At 72.5% G+C, this 18,349-nt stretch carries 15 protein-coding genes, 1 tRNA gene and 2 pseudogenes; 7 read left to right on the forward strand and 11 right to left on the reverse strand.

Features of this window, described 5'->3' with window-relative positions; translation table 11 throughout:
• Positions 1-86: 86 nt before the first annotated feature.
• On the reverse strand, positions 87-845 hold the full coding sequence (locus tag ACFF45_RS00945; protein ID WP_381340502.1) for a YcnI family copper-binding membrane protein: 759 nt from the start codon (positions 843-845) through the stop codon (positions 87-89).
• A 155-nt stretch (positions 846-1,000) separates the two neighbouring features.
• Positions 1,001-1,834 carry a hypothetical protein gene (locus tag ACFF45_RS00950; RefSeq protein ID WP_381340504.1) on the reverse strand — a complete coding sequence of 278 codons (834 nt, stop codon included), beginning with the start codon at positions 1,832-1,834 and terminating at the stop codon, positions 1,001-1,003.
• 278 nt (positions 1,835-2,112) lie between these two features.
• Between ACFF45_RS00950 and ACFF45_RS00955 the strand changes: the two genes are divergently transcribed.
• Entirely contained in the window at positions 2,113-2,565 is a 453-nt protein-coding gene (locus ACFF45_RS00955; protein ID WP_381340507.1) for an ATP-binding protein, read from the forward strand.
• A 193-nt stretch (positions 2,566-2,758) separates the two neighbouring features.
• Here ACFF45_RS00955 and ACFF45_RS00960 read toward each other — a convergent pair whose 3' ends face one another.
• Together ACFF45_RS00960 and ACFF45_RS00965 are read right to left on the reverse strand one after the other, a co-directional pair.
• A complete protein-coding gene (locus ACFF45_RS00960) occupies positions 2,759-4,225 on the reverse strand; it encodes an aminopeptidase P family protein (RefSeq protein ID WP_381340570.1) in 1,467 nt (488 codons plus the stop codon).
• A 134-nt stretch (positions 4,226-4,359) separates the two neighbouring features.
• Positions 4,360-5,868 (reverse strand): PP2C family protein-serine/threonine phosphatase, encoded by a 1,509-nt coding sequence (locus tag ACFF45_RS00965; protein ID WP_381340509.1) that lies wholly within the window; start codon positions 5,866-5,868, stop codon positions 4,360-4,362.
• 503 nt (positions 5,869-6,371) lie between these two features.
• Here ACFF45_RS00965 and ACFF45_RS00970 point away from each other — a divergent pair.
• The gene (locus ACFF45_RS00970; RefSeq protein ID WP_381340512.1) at positions 6,372-7,037 is read left to right on the forward strand and encodes a bifunctional DNA primase/polymerase; all 666 of its coding nucleotides are present in this window, start codon (positions 6,372-6,374) and stop codon (positions 7,035-7,037) included.
• Positions 7,038-7,091: 54 nt separating this feature from the next.
• On the forward strand, positions 7,092-7,679 hold the full coding sequence (locus tag ACFF45_RS00975) for a hypothetical protein (RefSeq protein WP_381340515.1): 588 nt from the start codon (positions 7,092-7,094) through the stop codon (positions 7,677-7,679).
• A gap of 255 nt (positions 7,680-7,934) precedes the next feature.
• On the opposite strand, the gene ACFF45_RS00980 is transcribed toward ACFF45_RS00975, so the two are convergent.
• From ACFF45_RS00980 to ACFF45_RS00990, 3 genes are all read right to left on the reverse strand, one after another.
• Complete coding sequence (locus ACFF45_RS00980) at positions 7,935-8,900, reverse strand: DUF5926 family protein (protein WP_381340518.1); 966 nt, start codon at positions 8,898-8,900, stop codon at positions 7,935-7,937.
• Positions 8,901-9,265: 365 nt separating this feature from the next.
• The gene (locus ACFF45_RS00985; protein ID WP_381340520.1) at positions 9,266-9,904 is read right to left on the reverse strand and encodes an ATP-binding protein; all 639 of its coding nucleotides are present in this window, start codon (positions 9,902-9,904) and stop codon (positions 9,266-9,268) included.
• A 139-nt stretch (positions 9,905-10,043) separates the two neighbouring features.
• Positions 10,044-10,871 (reverse strand): glycerophosphodiester phosphodiesterase, encoded by an 828-nt coding sequence (locus tag ACFF45_RS00990; RefSeq protein ID WP_381340523.1) that lies wholly within the window; start codon positions 10,869-10,871, stop codon positions 10,044-10,046.
• A 236-nt stretch (positions 10,872-11,107) separates the two neighbouring features.
• Here ACFF45_RS00990 and ACFF45_RS00995 point away from each other — a divergent pair, with 236 nt between their 5' ends.
• Positions 11,108-12,592, forward strand: coding sequence for a S1C family serine protease (locus ACFF45_RS00995; RefSeq protein ID WP_381340525.1), 1,485 nt, complete (start codon positions 11,108-11,110; stop codon positions 12,590-12,592).
• Positions 12,593-12,758: 166 nt separating this feature from the next.
• Here ACFF45_RS00995 and ACFF45_RS01000 read toward each other — a convergent pair.
• Positions 12,759-13,101: pseudogene (locus ACFF45_RS01000) on the reverse strand (helix-turn-helix domain-containing protein); the annotation flags it as partial.
• 282 nt (positions 13,102-13,383) lie between these two features.
• Between ACFF45_RS01000 and ACFF45_RS01005 the strand changes: the two are divergent.
• Together ACFF45_RS01005 and ACFF45_RS01010 are read left to right on the forward strand one after the other, a co-directional pair.
• Positions 13,384-14,625: a PP2C family protein-serine/threonine phosphatase gene (locus ACFF45_RS01005; RefSeq protein WP_381340527.1), complete on the forward strand. Its 1,242-nt coding sequence runs from the start codon at positions 13,384-13,386 to the stop codon at positions 14,623-14,625.
• A 159-nt stretch (positions 14,626-14,784) separates the two neighbouring features.
• Positions 14,785-14,869: transfer RNA gene (locus tag ACFF45_RS01010), tRNA-Ser, on the forward strand.
• Between the two features lie 156 nt (positions 14,870-15,025).
• Here the strand turns inward: ACFF45_RS01010 and ACFF45_RS01015 are convergent.
• The 3 genes and pseudogenes from ACFF45_RS01015 to ACFF45_RS01025 form a co-directional block, all read right to left on the reverse strand.
• Positions 15,026-15,338 (reverse strand): annotated as a pseudogene (locus ACFF45_RS01015) (GntR family transcriptional regulator); the annotation flags it as partial.
• Between the two features lie 100 nt (positions 15,339-15,438).
• A complete protein-coding gene (locus ACFF45_RS01020; RefSeq protein ID WP_381340530.1) occupies positions 15,439-16,077 on the reverse strand; it encodes a flavin reductase family protein in 639 nt (212 codons plus the stop codon).
• A 505-nt stretch (positions 16,078-16,582) separates the two neighbouring features.
• The gene (locus ACFF45_RS01025; RefSeq protein ID WP_381340533.1) at positions 16,583-17,458 is read right to left on the reverse strand and encodes a bifunctional DNA primase/polymerase; all 876 of its coding nucleotides are present in this window, start codon (positions 17,456-17,458) and stop codon (positions 16,583-16,585) included.
• 357 nt (positions 17,459-17,815) lie between these two features.
• On the opposite strand from ACFF45_RS01025, the gene ACFF45_RS01030 reads away from it, so the two are divergent.
• The gene (locus ACFF45_RS01030) at positions 17,816-18,133 is read left to right on the forward strand and encodes a hypothetical protein (protein ID WP_381340536.1); all 318 of its coding nucleotides are present in this window, start codon (positions 17,816-17,818) and stop codon (positions 18,131-18,133) included.
• Positions 18,134-18,349: the final 216 nt, after the last annotated feature.

Genomic DNA, 18,349 nt, shown 5'->3' on the forward strand with positions numbered 1-18,349 from the left:
GGCCCCGCACGCACCACGGCATCACGCGCGGCGATGCCGTACGGCGGGGGCGTACGCCCCGGCGCACACCGTCGGAGCGGGAGGGGTCAGGCGGCGGTGCCGCGCCGACGGCCGGCCAGCACGCCGTACGCCACCCCGGCCGCGCCGACGACGATGCCGACGACCCCGAGGACGCGGGCGGTGGTGTCGGTGCTGTCGGCCGGCTCGGCGGCCTCGGTGGTGGTGCCGGCGGCGGCCGAGGCGTCGGCGGCGGGCTCCTCGGCGGAGTCCGCGGCGTCCGACGACCCCGCCGAGCCGTGGTGGCCGTCCTCGGCGGCGGACAGCTCCAGCACGGGCGCCGGGTTCTCCGGCTCCTCCTGGCCCTCCTGCGGCACCTCGATCCAGCGCACGACCTCGTCGTTGGAGTACGTCTGGACCGCCTTGAAGACGAGTTCGTCGGCGTCCTCGGGCAGCGCGCCCACGGAGACCGGGAACTTCTGGAAGTAGCCCGGCTGGATGCCCGTGCCGTCGGCGGTCCAGGTGACCTTGCTGACCGCCTCGGTGATCTGCCGCCCGTGCGCCTCGATCGGCTTGTCCAGCGTCGACTTGGTCACCTTGATCTCCCAGCCCGGCACCGGCTCCGGCATGACCGAGGACAGCGGGTGCTCGGCCGGGAAGGAGATCTCCAGCCGGGTGGTCGAGGCGTTGTCGCGCTCGTTGGGGACCCTGAAGCCGACGACCGCGTAGGCGCCCTGGGCGGCGGTGCCCTCCGGCTCCACGCTGACGTGCGCGAAGGCGGGGGCGGACAGGACGACGACGGCCGAGGCGGCGACGGCACCGGCGGCGGCGAGACGAGAGGCCTTCATGGTGATGAGCACTCCACTTCAGTGAGGATTCCGTTGGTGAAGAGGGATACGCGCGCGTGGCGGTGCCCGGCGAGGGCCGCACCCGGTGCGACGGGTACGCGCGCGTGCCGCGCGACGGCGGCGGCCCACGGAAGGAAGTGGCGGCGCGCGTCGCGTCAGGCGGCGAGGACGAGCACGGCGGCAGGCGGTCCGCGCCGGATCACCGTGTGCTGGAGTGCGGCGGTACGAAGCTCGGGGACCGCGTGCGCGGGTGCGCGCCGCAAGCGCGGGCGGGCGTCCGGCGCTGCGGGGAGCCCGGCCCGCAGCGCGCGCGCCAGCGCGAACGCCGCGCGCAGGGAGCGCACGAGCGCCCCCTCCGCGACCCCCTCGGCGACCGACTGCGCCGACAGTTCGGCGATCCGCAGCAGGGCGAGGTCGCCGCGGCGCAGCAGCCACCCCGCGGCGACCGCCGCGAGGACGTGACCGAGCAGCATGGGCAGGGACGGCAGCAGGGCGGCGGCGGAGCCGGCGGCGGTGGACAGGGCGTCCGCCGGGGGGTGCGCGGCGTGCGCGCCCGGACCGGAGCCCTCGTACAGCCGGGCGTCCACGAGGATCCGCCGGGCCTGCGCCGGGCTGAGCGCCGCCGCCGTGGTCCCGCACACCAGCCGTGCGGCCTGCGCGACCAGCGCGGCGTCGGAGGCCGCCGCGCCACCGGCGGACGCGGCCGCCGTGCCGTGCTGGCCCAGTCCGAAGAGCGTGTGCAGCACGGTCTGCCCGGCCGCGAGCAGCGCCACGATCCCCGGCAGCGAGCGCTCCCGCCCGGCGAGCGGCGCGGCGACCGCCAGCACGCCCAGGAACCCGGCGCCCAGCGTCCACAGGGGGACGGTGGCGCAGGAGGCGATGGCGTGGCCGGCCCCGGACAGCACGACGCAGACCGCGGCGAAGACCGCGGCCCGCGGAAACCGGAGCCCGGCTCCGGGGCGCGCCGTGCGCGGGTGGGGGGCAGACATGGCGGGGTCATCATCGCACTGGGCGACTCCCGCCCGTACGGCAGGTCCGCAACATTCCGGTCGACACGGAAGATCCCGTTCTGTACCGGCCTGCCCGGCCCCGCACGGCCCGCCTGCCATCGGTCGTCACCCACCTGGCACACCCCGGCCCCACATACACCGTCCGCCACCTTCAGAACATCCCCCGTATGGGCGGCATCACGTTGATTCTGCGCTTACACACTCCTACGCGCGGTAATAGGTAACGGTATGTCGAGCCGCAGCCAGGAGGCTGGAGCATGAGCATCTGGTGGTCACTCCATCTGCGGCGTGAGGCCGCGAGCGTGCCGCTCGCCCGGCGTCTGCTGCTCGGCACGATGGAGACGGCGGGCGTCGACCCGGACGTCTCGTACGACCTCTCCGTCGCCCTCACCGAGGCGTGCGCGAACGCCGTGGAGCACGGCGGGGGCAGCGCACACGGCCGCTCCTCGGAGGCGTACCGGGTCACCGCCTACCTCGACGGCGAGAAGTGCCGCATCGAGGTCACCGACTCCGGCCCGGGCTTCGACCGCTCGCACCCGCACCCGCGGCCCGCCCGCCCCGACGCCGAACACGGCCGCGGCATGTGCCTCATCGAGGAACTGGCCGACCACGTCCACTTCGGCAACAACCCCGGCCGGGACGGCGCCGTGGTGAGCTTCGACAAGATCCTCAAGTGGAGAGCGGACGCCCCGCTGATGACGGCGTCCTGACCGGGCGGCCACCGGACCCCACCGCCCGCGGACTCCACTGCCCGCGGACTCCACTGCCCGCGGACCCCGCTGCCCGCGGACCCCACTGTTCGCGGACGACGGACGACGACGGACGACGACGAACGGCGGTGGACGACGACGGCCGGGCAGCCCGTGGGCACCCGGCCGTCCCCGCACGCCACCCCGTGGCGGCTCAGCCCTTCAGGGAGGCCATCCAGGCCTCGACCTCGTCCGCCCGCCGCGGCAGCCCGGCGCTGAGGTTGCGGTTCCCGTCCTCGGTCACCAGGATGTCGTCCTCGATGCGCACGCCGATGCCCCGGTACTCCTCCGGCACGGTCAGGTCGTCGGCCTGGAAGTACAGCCCCGGCTCGACGGTCAGGCACATCCCCGGTTCGAGGACCCCGTCCACATACGTCTCGGTCCGCGCCGCCGCGCAGTCGTGGACGTCCATCCCGAGCATGTGCCCGGTGCCGTGCAGGGTCCACCGCCGCTGCAGCCCCAGCTCCAGCACCCGCTCGACGGGCCCCTCGACCAGACCCCACTCGACCAGCTTCCCGGCGAGCACCCGCTGGGCCGCGTCATGGAAGTCCCGGTACTTCGCCCCCGGCCGCACCGCCGCGATCCCGGCCTCCTGGGCCTCGTACACCGCGTCGTAGATCTTCCGCTGGATCTCGCTGAACCGCCCGTTGACGGGCAGCGTCCGCGTGACGTCGGCGGTGTAGTACGTGTGCGTCTCCACGCCCGCGTCCAGCAGCAGCAGATCGCCCCGGCGCACCGGGCCGTCGTTGCGCACCCAGTGCAGCGTGCAGGCGTGCGGCCCGGACGCGCAGATGGAGCCGTAGCCGACGTCGTTGCCCTCCACGCGGGCGCGCAGGAAGAACGTGCCCTCGATGTACCGCTCGGAGGTCGCCTCGGCCTTGTCCAGGACCCGCACCACGTCCTCGAAGCCGCGCACGGTCGAGTCGACGGCCTTCTGCAGTTCGCCGACCTCGAAGGCGTCCTTGACCAGCCGCATCTCGGACAGGAAGACCCGCAGCTCCTCGTCCCGCTCGGCGGTGACCTTGTCGGTCAGCGCGGCCTCGACGCCGGCGTCGTGGCCGCGGACGACCCGCACCGGGCCGGTGGCCTCCCGCAGCGCGCCGGCCAGCTCGCGGACGTCCGACGCGGGGATGCCGTACAGCTGCTCCGCCTCGGTCAGCGAGTGCCGGCGGCCGACCCACAACTCGCCCTGACCGTCCAGCCAGAACTCGCCGTTCTCCCGGTTGGAGCGGGGCAGCAGGTAGACCGTCGCCTGGTGGCCGTCGCCCTTGGGCTCCAGGACCAGTACGCCGTCCTCGGTCTGGTTGCCGGTGAGGTACGCGTACTCCACCGAAGCGCGGAAGGGGTACTCCGTGTCGTTCGAGCGGGTCTTGAGGTTGCCCGCGGGGACGACCAGGCGCTCGCCCGGGAAACGCGCGGAGAGCGCGGCGCGACGGGCGGCGGTCTCGGCGGCCTGCGGGATCGGCCGCAGGTCGCGCAGTTCGGTGTCGGCCCAGCCGGACTTCATGTTCTCGGCCAGCTCGTCGGACACGCCCGGGTACAGTCCGTTCTTCCGCTGCTTGACGGGCTCTTCCTCAGAAGCATCCACCGGGGTCTCCGGGAGCTCTTCGGCCACGGTCATCCTCCTAGACACGGCACTGGACCTCCTCCATCGTACGGTCGCGGGAAGGGGAGCCCCAGGGGCCCGAGGACGTGTCGCCGGGCCCGTCCGCGGGCGGGGCGTGCGCCGGAGCGGCGCCGCCCGGGAACGCGCGCTCACTCGAAACGCGCCGCCAGCAGCACCACGTCCTCCTCGCTGTCCGCGACGTCCAGTCCGTCCGGCAGTACGGTCCGCAGGACGTGGTCGACGAGCGCGTCCGGGTCCCGGCGCTTGGCCCGCGGCAACCCGGCCGCCGCCGCGTGCAGCCGGGCGAACGCGCGGTCGGCGGGGTCTCCGGTGCGCTGCAGCAGTCCGTCGGTGTAGAGCAGAACCGTCTCTCCGGGGTCCGCCTGCACCTCGATGCTGGGCGCCTCCCAGCAGGCGAGCATGCCCAGCGGCGCCGAGACCGACGTCTCCACGAACTCCGTGCGCCGCTCCCCGATCAGCAGCGGCGGGCAGTGCCCGGCCCCGGCCAGCGTGATCTTGTGCAGGGCGGGTTCGACGTAGGTGAACAGGGCGGTGGCCGAGCGGGCGGGCTCGGTCAGCCGGAGCAGCAGCTCCAGGTCGGACAGGACGGCGACCGGGTCCTCGCCCTCCATCACGGCGTACGCGCGCAGGGAGGCCCGCAGCCGGCCCATCGCGGCGACCGCGCTCGGCCCCGACCCGGTGACGGACCCGACGGCGAGGCCGAGGGCCGCGTCCGGCAGCGGCAGCGCGTCGTACCAGTCGCCGCCGCCGCGCGGGCCGGTGCGGTGCCGTGCGGCGAGCTGGACGCCGGAGACGCGGGGGAGCCGGGAGGGGAGCAGTTCCTCGGAGATGGTCGCCATGCACGCGCGCGTGCGCTCGATCTCCAGCAGCCGGGCCAGCTGCGCGCCGGCGTACCGGGCGTACAGGCCGACGAGGTGGCGCCGGCGCGCGACCGGCTCGGCGGGTTCGTCGTAGAGCCACACGGCGGCGCCGAGACGTCCCGCGGCGTCGGCGGACAGGGGGAGGGCGTAGCTGGCGGCGTAGCCGAGGCGGCGGGCCACCTCGCCGTGGCGGGGGTCGAGCCCGTCCTCGGCGAACAGATCGGGCCGCACGATCTCCCGGATCCCGCCCGGCGGCCCGAGCGGGGCGTCCAGCAGGTCCCCGTACGGCAGGGAACCGCGCGGCACGGTCTCGATGTGCCCGAGATCCGCCGGGGCGAGGCCCATGCCGACCGTGCTGCGCGGGCCGAGTCCGTCGGCCGGTTCCAGTACGACCAGTCCGCGCCGGGCGCCCACCAGGGCCGCTCCGGCCCGCAGCAGTTCCTGCAGCGCGTCGGCCAGGGTGGCCGTACGGGTGAGGCGCTCGGTCAGTTCGTGCAGCGTGGTGAGGTCCGACACCCAGCCGGCGAGCCGGTCCTGGAGAAGGGCGCCGGGGCCGGCGGTGACGGCGGGAGCGGGGGGTGAGGAAGGTGCGACAGTGTGTGCGGGGGCCGGAACCGCTGAATCGATTCCAGCCACTTTCGGAGGGTGCGGGGCGTTCATGGCGTCCGGCTTTCCGACCGGTGCGTTTCGCTCAGAAGCATCGCAAACCCCCATGTCATTTTGCGCCGCTAGCAGTGTCTCCACATGTACACGCACTCGTGAGGAGATGTCCAGCATTGTCCTGCTGGGATTGCTGGTGTCCGTGTGTCTGGCGTGGTTCCGGGACGGATGTCCCCGGATCTCTTGCGGAAAGCGGAAGTTGGCTGAAAACTGCTTTGGGCAAGGCCCTATTGCGGTCGACTGGGCTTGCTCGACGGAGCGTCACAACGGTCGTGATGGGTACGTACTCGGTGAAGGCCAGGGGTGGTTGGGGGCACCCGGAACCTGGCGACGGACCCGGGCGTCTTAGCCACCGACGACCGAGCCCCATCCTCCCGTGACAGCGGCGAAGAGAACCACGCGGCACGGCAAACGCCATACTTCGCCACCCCACGCCACGCCCACGCTTGTGCGGGACGCGGCAGGGACGCGGACGCAGCCAACGCTCGGCCCCCAGGGGTTCCCCGTGCACGACAGCCCGGGTGTGATGCGCCAACAGGTACGCACAGTGAAGTGATCGACACATGGTGTGATGTGACCCACGGTGTTGCCAGGCGTGCAACGGAAAGGAACGAGCGCACATGCGCGAGATCCTCGGAAGGCGACGCAGGCTCCTGTCCAGGCGAGACAACGGGAGGCCTGAGGTGATCAGCGCGGCCCTGACCTTCGCGACGGAATGGAAATGGCCCGTACTCCCGGGCGTCACGGCGGACCCGCAGGGCCGGGCCCGGTGCGGCTGCCCCGACCCGGAGTGCACGGTGCCCGGCGCGCACCCCTTCGAACCCGGGCTGCTCGCGGCCACCACCGACGAACGCATGGTGCGCTGGTGGTGGGCCAACCGCCCGACGGCGCCGATCGTCCTGGCCACCGGCGGCACGGCACCCTGCGCGGTCAGCCTGCCGGCCCCCGCGGCCGCGCGCGCCCTGGCCGCACTGGACCGCACCGGCATGCGCCTCGGCCCGGTCCTCGCCTCCCGCACCCGCTGGGCCGTGCTCGTCCGGCCGTACTCCATGGAGCAGCTCGGCGAACTGCTCTACGCCAAGGACCACGTCCCCGGCTCCCTGCGCTTCCACGGCGAGGGCGGCTACCTCGCGCTGCCGCCCTCCGAGACCGGCCAGGGGCAGATCCGCTGGGAGCGCGCGCCGCTGCCCGGCTCGGCCGCCCCGTGGCTGCCCGACGTGGAGGCCGTGGTGGACGCCATGGTCGACGCCCTCACCCGTACGGGTGTGAGCGCCCCCGAGTTCTGAGGGTGTCGGGCGCGCGCGGAACCGGCGCCCGGCCCCGGTCGTTATCGTCCCCCCATGAAGGTCCGCCTGCTCGCCCTCACGGCCGTCGTGACATGCGCGGTGGCGCTGCCGCTGGCCATGGCGTCCGGGGAGCCCGTGGGTGACGACCGCGACGGGGCCGTACGGGCGTCGGGGCGCCAGGACGCCAAGGTGCCGGCCGCCGAAGGGGCTCGCGGCGACGCCCCGGCGCCCGGTGAGGAGGCCGCCGCCGCACCCGGCCCCGCCCGCTCACCCCACCTGCTCGACCTGGGCCTGGCCACCGCCACCCGCTGCGGCCCCTCCCTCACCTCCCCCGACGGCATCGAGGCGCAGACCTGTGTGCTGACCCAGGGCGAGCAGACGTGGGCGCGCACCTACTACCGCAACGCCACCGGCGAGGCCCTGGACGCCGTGCTGAGCCTGCTGACGCCGGACGGGCGGGCCGTGCAGATGCGGTGCCCGGTGGGCACCGAGGACGAACCGGCCAGTTGCGAGACGCCCCGGGAGCGGACCCGGGACGAACCCGCGGACTACACGGCGGTGGCGGAGTTCGCGGCACCCGGCGGGCGGGGGCCCGCGCTGCTGCGTTCGGGCAGCAACTCCGCGGCGCCTACCGGTAGTTGATCACCGAAGGACGTTGCGTGAGCGACTCCGTACAGGGAAAGGCCCGGTTGCTGGCGACGGGGGATGCACCAGCAACCGGGCTACTCGAACGGTAACAAGAGATCGGCGGTTCGCAAATTCGGTCCGCCGTTTTCCTCGGCTATTCGGACACCGACTGGCTTGACGGCGGCGGCAGTTGTGGCTTGAGTCGCCCGTTCCGGTGAGGCTGTTCGGCTGACCGGCCAGTCAGCCGAACACCGCCCGGGCCGCGCCCCGTCAGTTGAGGGTCACCTGCCGGTTGGTCAGCCCGCCCCGCGCGCGGCGCTCGTCCGGGGTGAGCGGCGCGTCCGTGGCCAGCGCGGCGGCGAGCCGCTCGGCGAACTCCGCCGCCGGCTTCTCGATGTCGTCGGCGGTGACACCGCTCGGCAGGTCCCACACCGGCACGGTCAGCCCGTGCGCCCGGAAGGAGCCGACGAGCCGGGTGCCCTCGCCGAGGTGCGACCGGCCCGCCGCGTGCAGCCGTGCCAGGGCGTCCAGAAGTTGCTCCTCCGGGTGCGGCATGACCCAGCGCAGGTGGTTCTTCTCCGGGGTCTCGCACCAGTACGCGGCGTCGACGCCCTGGAGCTTGACCGTCGGGATGGCGGCGGCGTTGGCCCGCTCCAGGGAGGCGGCCACGTCCGGCGTGGCGCTCGCCGGGTCGGGCACCCAGAACTCGAAACCTGGGTGCACGGCGGGCTCGAACGGGGCCTTCGGGTCGAGCAGGTCCTGCAGGCGGGGACCGTCGGACGGGGCGCGGCGGCCCTTCACCGGGGTGCCGGGCCGCGTCTGAAGGGCGCGGATCAGGGTGTCGGCGAGGTCGCGGCTGATGTCGCCGGACGCGGTGTCGTTCTGCAGGCCGAGCAGGACCGAGCCGTCGTCGCGGCGCAGGGCGGGCCAGGCCATCGGCAGCACCGTCGCGAGCGTGACGGAGGGGACGCCCTCGGGGAGGCCGTCCTTCAGGGTCAGCTCGGCGGTGGCCGCCGGGACCAGCTCGCGCAGGGCGACCCAGTCGCACTCGCCGGGAAGCCCCTCGAACGGGCGGTGCACCAGCTCGGTCGCGGCCTGTGCGGCGGCGCGGCCGTGGCACGCCTTGTAGCGGCGGCCGCTGCCGCAGGGGCAGGGCTCACGGGCGCCGACCACCGGGATCTCTCCGTCCGTGAGCTGCGGGCGCGTGGCCTTCGTCTGGGGTCGCTTCTTGGCCATGGTGGGTGTCTCCCGGTGACGGCTCGTCTCGTACGGCGGGAGCCTAGCCGCTTGGGCACGGAGGGACGGGACCCTGTGGACGACGGGGGCGTTGTGGACGGCGCGGGTCACCGGGCGGGCCCCGGGGTGGCTCGCGGGCCACCACTTGGATCGGCCTTCGGCCGACTCGCGGACGGGCCCTCGATCGGCTCTCGGGCCGGCTTTCCCGGGCCGGCTTCTGATCGGAGCTCCGGCCGCGGAGCTCCGCGGCCGGCTTGTGGATCGGCTCTCCGGTCGGCTCCAGGGGGCTGGTGGATCGGCTCTCCAGCCGGCTCCAAGGCCCGCTTGCGGATCGGCTCTCGGGCCGGCTCCCGCGCCGACGCGTCTCAGTCCAGGTCGTCGAAGGCGCGTGTGAAGTCCAGCTGGGGCATCGCCGAGACCGGCGGGGCGGTGACACGCGTGGCGAAGTCGTCGCGCCGGTGTGCCGCACCGGGATCGCGCACGCAGTCGTGGACCACCACCCAGACCGTGACCTCGCCCTGGGTGTCGTCCCGTACGCCCCAGTCGTCGGCCAGCGCCGTGATGATGTTCAGCCCGCGGCCGCCGTGCGCGGTGACCGACGGGGTCGACGGGGCGGGGCGGGTCGGTCCGCCGCCGTCGGTCACCTCCACGACCAGCCTGCCGCCGGGATCCACGCGCCACGCGGCCCGGACGTCGCCGTCCCCGGCCAGGGCGTCGCCCAGTGGCCGGCCGTGTTTGCACGCATTGCTCAGCAGTTCGGAAAGGATCAGTACGGCATCGTCGATGACCGATTCCGCCACGCCACCCTTGCGCAGCTGATCGCGCATCCGGTGCCGTGCCTTGCCCACGCCCGCAGGGCCATGGGGTACGGCCATGCTCGACGACGTGGGCACCTCCTGTGCCACCACCAACGCCACCCCCGAGACCTCCTTCGCCCCACGCCACGGTGTGGATGCCCCATTGGCCTGTACCGGAAACCGGCCAATCCCGGTCCGGCGACGCATTCCCAACGATCGAATACGGACCGAACGCGCCGGAGCACTCCCCGTGATAGACCGGTCAGCGTGTGGCTGGATGTCGACGGTTTAGCCGAGACTGGAGGATGGTGCAGACGGGCCGCCAGGTCAAGGTTCGTTTCACGGGTCAGCGACCGAGCTGGTGCAGCACCGCGCGCGGACGGTTGGTGATGATGGCGTCGATGCCCAGGTCAACGCAGAGATCCACGTCCTCGGGCTCGTTCACGGTCCAGACGTGCACCTGATGGCCGGCCCGCTTCAGGCGCTCGACGTACGTCGGGTGATTGCGCACGATCCGGATCGAGGGGCCCGCGATCCGGACACCGGTGGGCAGCCGCCCGTCGCGCAGCCGGGGCGAGACGAACTGCATCAGGCAGACCGTCGGCAGGGTCGGCGAGGCCGCCCGGACCCGCTGCAGGGAGCGCGCCGAGAAACTCATGACCCGTACCGCGGACTCCTCGGGCGACGCCGGGGCGTCCAGTCCGAACCGCTTCAGGAGCATCAGCAGCCGCTCCTCCACCTGCCCCGCCCAGCGCGTGGGGTGCTTGGTCTCGATCGCCAGCTCCACCCGCCGCCCGGCGTCCGCGACGAGGGCGAGCAGCCGCTCCAGGGTCAGGACGGAGGTGTCCGCCGGGTCCTCCGGGCGGTGCACCCAGTCGGGCTCCTCGTCGCGGTGGTGCGGTGACCCGCGGTCCCTCCAGGAGCCGAAGTCCAGGGCGGCGAGATCGGCGAGCTCCAGGGCGGAGACGGCACCGCGGCCGTTGGACGTACGGTTGACGCGGCGGTCGTGCACGCACACGAGGTGGCCGTCGGCGGTCAGCCGGACGTCGCACTCCAGGGCGTCGGCCCCGTCCTCGATCGCCTTCCGGTACGCGGCCAGGGTGTGCTCCGGGGCGTCCTCCGAGGCGCCTCGGTGGGCGACGACCTGGATCCGGTGCTGTCGTGCGTGGGTCACCCGCGTCATGGTGCCACCGGGGTGGGGTAGCCGTGGGGCGGAGGCGATTCGGTGGCGGTGAAAATGCGGCTTTATGGCCGGACTGGTCCTATGTAAAGGTAAGCCGAACACCCACAGCAACCGCTTATGGTGCCCTGACGGCCTGTGGGAAAAGCTGACGGCATACAACTTTCGTCAGCGAAAAGGCACAGCCGCATCGCGCCCGACCGAACAGCAGTGGACCGAGGAGACAAGCTGTGAGCACCGAGAACGAGGGCACTGCGGTACCCCCGGCCCCGTCCGCACCTCCTGTGCCGGTGGACACTCCCGCAGCCTCCCCGCAGCACCCCGCGCACGCCCCCGCCCACCCCCCGGCCGCCGACGCCCCGCCGGCGCCGATGCCCGCGACGCCGTCCGGCGGCCCGGGCGGCCCGGAGCAGCCGTCGCACGCCCCCGGCGCGCCGGGGTACGGGGCGGCGCAGGCCCAGGGCGGCGCTCCGCACCCCGAGCCCGAGGGCGGCTGGCCGCCTCCGTCGCCGCCCGCGCACGCGTACCCCGCGCAGGGCGCCGGCGGTGCGGGCGACGGCTCCGGCTGGGGGGCGTCGTACGAGCAGCCCGCGCCGAAGCCCGCCGGCCGGCGCGGCGGGCTGCTCGCCGCGGTCCTGGTGGCCGCGCTGGTCGCGGGCGGCCTGGGCGGCGGTCTCGGCTACACGCTGGCCCGCAACGACGACTCCAGCTCCACCACCGTCTCCGCCTCCGACAGCGGCGGCGACATCGAGCGCGACCCCGGCACGGTCGCCGGGGTGACCGCCAGGGCGCTGCCGAGCACGGTCACCATCGAGGCCGAGAGCAGCAGCGGCGAGGGCGGCACGGGCACGGGCTTCGTCTTCGACACCGAGGGCCACATCATCACCAACAACCACGTGGTGGCCGACGCGGTGGACGGCGGCAAGCTGACGGCCACGTTCCCGAACGGCAAGAAGTACGACGCCGAGGTCGTCGGCAACGCGCAGGGCTACGACGTGGCGGTCATCAAGCTCCTGAACGCTCCCTCGGGCCTGAAGCCGCTCACCCTGGGCGACTCCGACAAGGTCGCCGTCGGTGACTCGACGATCGCGATCGGCGCCCCCTTCGGCCTGTCGAACACCGTCACGACGGGCATCATCAGCGCCAAGGACCGCCCGGTCGCCTCCAGCGACGGCACCGGCAGCCAGGCGTCCTACATGAGCGCGCTGCAGACCGACGCCTCGATCAACCCCGGCAACTCCGGCGGCCCGCTGCTGGACGCCAAGGGCAACGTCATCGGCGTCAACTCCGCGATCCAGTCGAGCGGCAACGGCGGCTTCGGCACCGGCCAGTCCGGCTCCATCGGCCTGGGCTTCGCCATCCCGATCAACCAGGCGGAATACGTCGCCCAGGAGCTGATCAAGACCGGGAAGCCGGTGTACGCCAGGATCGGCGCGTCCGTCTCGCTGGAGGACTCCACCGGCGGTGCGAAGATCACCGACACGGGCGCGGGCGGCTCGGACCCGGTCGAGGCGGGCGGCCCCGCCGACCAGGCCGGCCTGAGGCCCGGTGATGTCATCACCAAGCTGGACGACACGGTGATCGACAGCGGCCCGACCCTGATCGGCGAGATCTGGACCCACAAGCCCGGCGACAAGGTCGAGATCACCTACGAGCGCGACGGCAGGACGAACACCGTCGACGTCACCCTCGCCTCCCGCGTCGGCGACAGCTGACCCACCCGCGCGCCCGCCATGCCGGGGGCGCCCCTCACGCACCGAGAGGCGCCCCCGACTGCACACCAGGCGTTGCAGGCCGGATCGGGGATGCGGCGCCGGAGGGCCGCCGGGGCGACCGTGCCCACCGCGCCGCGGGTGGGGCCGGTACCCTGTATCCGCTCCGTTTCTGCCAGAGCTGACTGGCGGGTCGGGGCGTGCCGTCGAAGACGGGGGCGAGGTCGTAGCAGCGCAGCTCACGCATGATCGCTGCGGCAGAGGCCTGCCACTGATTCTCGGCCGGAGAGCTGTTGTACGGGCGTCCGATCAGGTCGTTCGGGTGTACGTGCAGCTCCGAGGCGAGCAGGTTAAGCAGGCCGGCGCGGTCCAGCTCGATGTGCCCGCGTTCCATCTTGGAGACCCACCCCTGAGTCTTGCTCCAGGGCAGCAGCGAGGTCAGCTTGTGTCACGCCGAGGCGGAGCCGTGCGCGGCGTGCGCGACGGCCGATCTCTTCGGCTTCTTCCAGCATCAGCGCACCCCCCTTGGGTGAGGCGCCGGCGGTCCAGAGGGCGGCGAGGCATCGTGCTCCATCCGTCGGGGCTTCTACCCTTGACGGTACCCAGGCTGCGTGCCGCGGGTGGAGTGCCTCCGGTCAGGAACCCCCCAGAACGACGCAGCGTTGCTCGCGTTGCGTGGAGTGACCTCCTCACTGTTGCTGCCTCTGGCGAGTTAGCCGGGCGGGAGTCCCCGCACTGGTACAAACTGAAGTGGTGGATCACATTTGTGCCACCACTCTGGCAACACCCTGGTCATGACAACTGGCGGGAGAAGAGCATCCGGGGAGAACGTCCCGGACCGGACCCAGTCCTTCGGGGAAGAGGTGCTGGGGACGCTGCTTGACCGCGCCCATGTGCTGCCGCCTCATCGCATCGGCCCGATTGTCGCGGACGCGGTTGGCAAGCTGGGCGGGCGTGATATCTCTGTGCTGCTTCAGGACTACGGACAGTGGCTCCTCGTGCCACTGCGCAGTGACGGCCTGGTCGCCGGGGATCCGCAGTCGATCGATGAATCACACGCTGGCCAGGCATTCCTTGACACCCGTCCTGTCGAGGTATCGCTCGCCGACGGAGTGCGTGTTCACGTGCCGCTCCTGGACGGCGGGGACCAGGTGGGTGTCATGTCCGTCACCCTGGAGAGGGTCGATGACGACGCTCGGCGCCTGCTGCGGCGGATCGCCTGTGTGGTTGCGGACCTGTTGGTCACCAAGCACGGCTACACCGACTTGTTCTTCCTCTCCAGGCGCCGGGAGCCGATGAGCGTGGCAGCGGAGATCCAGTGGTCACTGCTCCCCCCGCTGGCGATGATCATGCCGCGCGTGGCGGTGGCGGGCGTTCTGGAGCCGGCCTATGACGTGGCAGGGGACAGCTTCGACTACGCCCTCAACGACGACATGCTGCACGTCGCGATGATCGACGCGATGGGGCACGGCCTGAGTGCCGCCGTGATGGCGACCGTCGCCATCGGTGCCTACCGGCACGCACGCCGCAGTAGCATCAGCCTGTCCGAGATCTACTTCTTCATGGACCGGGCCGTGGCGGACCAGTTCGGCCCCGACCACTTCGTCACCGCGCAGATGATGCGTCTCGACACCGCGACGGGACGGCTGCGGTGGGTCAACGCCGGACACCCCGCGCCTTTGCTCATACGCGGCGACCAGGTCGTCAGCCGCCTCGACAGCCCCACTACCCTGCCGGTCGGGTTCGGCGGTGAAAAGCCTGTGATCAGCGAACGCACACTGAAACCGGGCGACCGCATCCTGTGTTTCACTGACGGGCTCATCGAGCAGCACGAGCCTGGCGAGCAGCCCTTCGGCGAGCACCAGCTGATCGACTGGGTCAACCGTGTGGCAAGCGTCAGGACGAGCCCACGGGCGATGTCACGATCGCTCTCCCACGCCCTCAGGGATGCCCGCGGGGGACGCACCACTGATGACGCGACGATCTTGCTCATCGAGTGGTTGGGGTCTTCGGAGACCGATCCCACCGCGCCGTAAGGTGCTACGGGACGCCAAGGCGCGGCTTGATCGGACCAGCGCACGGCCGGTGCTCGCAGAGGGAAGCTGGGCCAGTGGACCCCGTGTGGACCACAGCCCGCGTCCGGCGCCCGATCCCGGTACGCTGTACCCGCTCCGCCCCTGGTGGGCCGGGGCGCAGGTGGGTTGCCCGAGCGGCCTAAGGGAACGGTCTTGAAAACCGTCGTGGCGCGAGTCACCGTGGGTTCAAATCCCACACCCACCGCGGGTGAACGGCCCCTGACCAGGCATGGCGCATTCCAGGGGCCGTTGCCATGTCCGGTGCCCGTCCGACACCGTTGCTCCCCCTGGTCTCCCGGCCGATCGGGCGTGGAAGAGGTACGGCTGGGGCACGCCCCGACAGGCGCTCCGGCGTCGTCCACCGGTTGACCGGAATCTCGTAGACGATCTCGCAGTGAACGGCGGGCACGACGATGTCCGCCGTCTCGACCGGCCGTCCCCGGTCGTTGTAGTACGTCGTCGGATGTGTGGGACGAGTGCGGCCTTCCGGATGCCGGGCAGTGACGTTTCCTCGGTGGGTCGCCTGCCGGGGCTCGGGCTGTTCCACAGCGTGGCCGACGGTGACCTCGGTGGCGGCCACGCGGTGGACGCCGCCGGCTCCAGCGCGCGGCCCGCCCTCGGGGAGGGACGACGAGAGCGCCGGCGGTGAGGTCGTACGGCTCCCGACTCGTCGACGGCGGGCCCGATCCTGGACGGCCCGTCATCACCGCGCATCTCGCCGTCGTCCCGCGGGAACGAGCACGCGGTGCGTGCGGGCCGCGGGCCGGTACCGGCTCAGACGGACGCTTGCTGGAGCTGATGCGGCATTTTCCACCCCTCGGCGAGTCTCGACGGATGAATGGTGTGTCCACCACCGAAGAACTCACAGAACTTCATGATCAGCGGGTCCCAGCCGAGCGGATCCACATAGTGCGTCCCCGGAATGACCAGCTTCTCCTCGACGTGGGAGCGAAGGACCTCGACCTGGAAGGCAGTGGCAAAGGGGGCGGGGCTGCCGAAAGGCGAGGCCGACACGACCCTGCACTCCAGCTGGATCGGGCACTCCGCGACGCGGGGTGCCCGGACCAGCTCCGACGCCTGCTCGGTCAGCTTCGCCGCCGAGAACTTGTCCGGCTCGTACCGGTAGCCCTGGGCCGCCTTGCGATCCGGCACGGCCGGTTTGCCGGTGGTGAGCGCGATCCGGTCGACGGCGTCGGCCATCGCCGACGAGGGCAGGTTGAGCACGCACTCCCGTTCGCGCAGCAGGTTGGCGGTCGTCTGGGCGCTGCTTTCGAGACCGAGCATGCAGGACTGTCCCAGCCACCACGCGGAGGACATCGGCGCGAGGTTCGCGGTGCCGTCCTCATTGCGCGAGCTGATCAGTACCACCGGCGTCCCGAAGTACAACACCTTGAGCCCGGGGACCACGTGCATGTGTTCGCCTTTCGCGGGGTCGAGCAGATGAGACTCGTTGTGGGGCGTACGAGCCGTGACCGACTCTCCCGGAGGCGACCGAAGGCCGCTGGCGGCGATCGGACCTTGCGCTCGGGCAGGACGGATCGATCACTCCGGCAACGGGCGCCCATCCGACCGCCGGTCACCGGGACCCGCTTCCATCCGCGGGTGACCGTCGCGTCGCAGGAGACGTTCGGCCCACGGGCTCTCTCACGCGGGCCGTCGGGCCGGGGCAGACGTACGCGATCACTCCGGGGCGGCGGCAAGCGGCTGCACCAGCGGTTCCGGCGACTCGCCGCCGCGCGCCGCGCGGTCGCGCCGTACGCGGTGACGCACGGTCACGCGGTGCGTACGCTGTCACGCGACATGCGGCCGCCTGGGTGAAGCCGTCGCAACGAGCCGCCGGCCACCTCCGCGAGCCTCCCTCCACAACCCCGGCGTACGCCGCGGTGTGCCCGGCGTAGCGGACGGCTCCGTCCCCGTGTCACGGCCGCCGTCGCGTCAGCCGGGCCGCCGACGCGAGGGTCGCCCGGGCCTCCCGTTCGGTGAGGCCGGTGCCGAGGGCCGCTTCGAGGAGGGCGGGGAGCAGGGCCGGGGCCAGTCCGTTCTCGTGGGCGCGGCAGGCGGCCCAGAACAGGCGGGTGTTGCGCTGGCCCTCGTGCGCCGCGAGCACGAACTGGACGAGGCCGTGGCCGTGGCCCGCGGCGGGCCCGGTCCCGGCGCGCGGCGGGGCGGGCGTGCGCGGTGGTGGCAGCAGCAGGCGGAGCAGGGCCGGAGGGCAGGGGGCCGGGGCGAGGTGGGCGGTGCCCGGGGCGGTGCCGTAGACGCCGTGGGCGGTGCGGGAGCCGGGGCCGGCCAGGTAGCCGCCGGCGCCGCGGACGTCGATGCCGGGGGCGAGGCGGCCGGCCGAGTTGGGGACGGCGACGTCCGCCGGTCCGGTCAGCCACAGGTGGCGGCCGCCGCTGGGGGTGAGGACGACCACCGTCTCCGGGATGGTGAACAGGTGCCGCAGTGCCAACTCGCGCAGGGCGGCCGAGGCGTCCGTACCCGTCTTCGTGTCCAGGTCGATGCCGATCAGGTGGTGCGGGGGCAGTCCGCAGGCGATGCCGTAGCCGGTGGCCCAGGGGGCGGCGGCGAAGAGGGCGCGGATGCGGCGCGGGTCGGTGGAGGCGTCGTACACGCCGTGTCCGAAGCGGCCGCACTCGCCGTGGCAGGCGGGGGCCGCCGGGTCGGTGCGGTGGGGGGAGCGGAGGGCCGGGAGTTTGGTCCGGGACAGCGGGATGACGGCCAGGCCGCGTTCGGCGGCTGACAGGGCGTGCGCGAGGGCCAGCGTCGTGGCCTGCCGGTCGATGGTGGCCATGGACTTATTTTCGTACGAGTGTTCGAAGAAAGGAAGAGGGGGTGGGTGACACGCCGGCGACCGGGGTGAGGCCCGCCGGGTCGGGGAAACGCTTCACCCTTGTGCTGCTTGGGAGCAAGTCTCTTGTGTGTCCCGAAGTGCGTAGTTGACATGGCTGAAGGGGTTTATCGGCTTGCCATCACGCTTGGGGGCGAATCGGATCTCACGGGGTGGTTCGCCGAGGATTCGCTGGGCAATCCTGATCACGCGACGTCGTGCTCACATCGCCGGGGTGGTCGGCCAACTCCCCTGGCAACAGCCGTACTTCACGCTTTCGGGCCGTCCGGCCGGGCGTCTCCGCTACTGGAGGAACCGAACATGGCAAGCATCCGTACCGCTCGCGTCGTCGCCGCGGTCTCCGCCCTTCCGCTCGCAGCCGCCCTCTTCGCCGGTGTCGCGACGGCGGACAACGGCTCCTTCGCGGACAACGGATCGACCGCCTCCGTCACGAACGCGTTCGCGGGCGTCGCCGGCAGCGGTGTCGGCGACGACAACAACGGCAATGCGTCCACCACGCAGCAGCAGGCGGTCGGCGCCGGCTCCTCGAACCAGAGCAACACCGCGGAGGTCGACGACTCGGCGTACACGGCCGTCCAGCAGGGCAACGAGAACGTCGCCGTGGACTTCTCCCCCTGATGGTGACCGGAGGGGGCCGGTGCGCCGGTGCCGGTCCCCTCGGTTGACATGGGGTGTGATCAGTGGGGTGAACAAGGTCAGTCCGCGCGGCGGTGCTCAGGCGCCGCCGCGCAGGCGTGCCGCGAAGGTGCCGGTCTCCTTGCGGTGGTGCCACACTTCTCGCGAAGGTGCCGGTCTCCTTGCGGTGGTGCCACACTTCTCGCGAAGGTGCCGGTC

Source organism: Streptomyces cinereospinus (genome assembly GCF_042430725.1).
Taxonomy (GTDB): domain Bacteria; phylum Actinomycetota; class Actinomycetes; order Streptomycetales; family Streptomycetaceae; genus Streptomyces; species Streptomyces cinereospinus.

Coding starts and splice junctions, on each gene's coding strand:
- ACFF45_RS00945 (WP_381340502.1), bottom strand. CDS start 845: ATGAAGGCCTCTCGTCTCGCCGCCGCCGGTGCCGTCGCCGCCTCGGCC.
- ACFF45_RS00950 (WP_381340504.1), bottom strand. CDS start 1,834: ATGTCTGCCCCCCACCCGCGCACGGCGCGCCCCGGAGCCGGGCTCCGG.
- ACFF45_RS00955 (WP_381340507.1), top strand. CDS start 2,113: ATGAGCATCTGGTGGTCACTCCATCTGCGGCGTGAGGCCGCGAGCGTG.
- ACFF45_RS00960 (WP_381340570.1), bottom strand. CDS start 4,225: ATGACCGTGGCCGAAGAGCTCCCGGAGACCCCGGTGGATGCTTCTGAG.
- ACFF45_RS00965 (WP_381340509.1), bottom strand. CDS start 5,868: ATGCTGGACATCTCCTCACGAGTGCGTGTACATGTGGAGACACTGCTA.
- ACFF45_RS00970 (WP_381340512.1), top strand. CDS start 6,372: ATGCGCGAGATCCTCGGAAGGCGACGCAGGCTCCTGTCCAGGCGAGAC.
- ACFF45_RS00975 (WP_381340515.1), top strand. CDS start 7,092: ATGAAGGTCCGCCTGCTCGCCCTCACGGCCGTCGTGACATGCGCGGTG.
- ACFF45_RS00980 (WP_381340518.1), bottom strand. CDS start 8,900: ATGGCCAAGAAGCGACCCCAGACGAAGGCCACGCGCCCGCAGCTCACG.
- ACFF45_RS00985 (WP_381340520.1), bottom strand. CDS start 9,904: ATGCGTCGCCGGACCGGGATTGGCCGGTTTCCGGTACAGGCCAATGGG.
- ACFF45_RS01005 (WP_381340527.1), top strand. CDS start 13,384: ATGACAACTGGCGGGAGAAGAGCATCCGGGGAGAACGTCCCGGACCGG.
- ACFF45_RS01020 (WP_381340530.1), bottom strand. CDS start 16,077: ATGCACGTGGTCCCCGGGCTCAAGGTGTTGTACTTCGGGACGCCGGTG.
- ACFF45_RS01025 (WP_381340533.1), bottom strand. CDS start 17,458: ATGGCCACCATCGACCGGCAGGCCACGACGCTGGCCCTCGCGCACGCC.
- ACFF45_RS01030 (WP_381340536.1), top strand. CDS start 17,816: ATGGCAAGCATCCGTACCGCTCGCGTCGTCGCCGCGGTCTCCGCCCTT.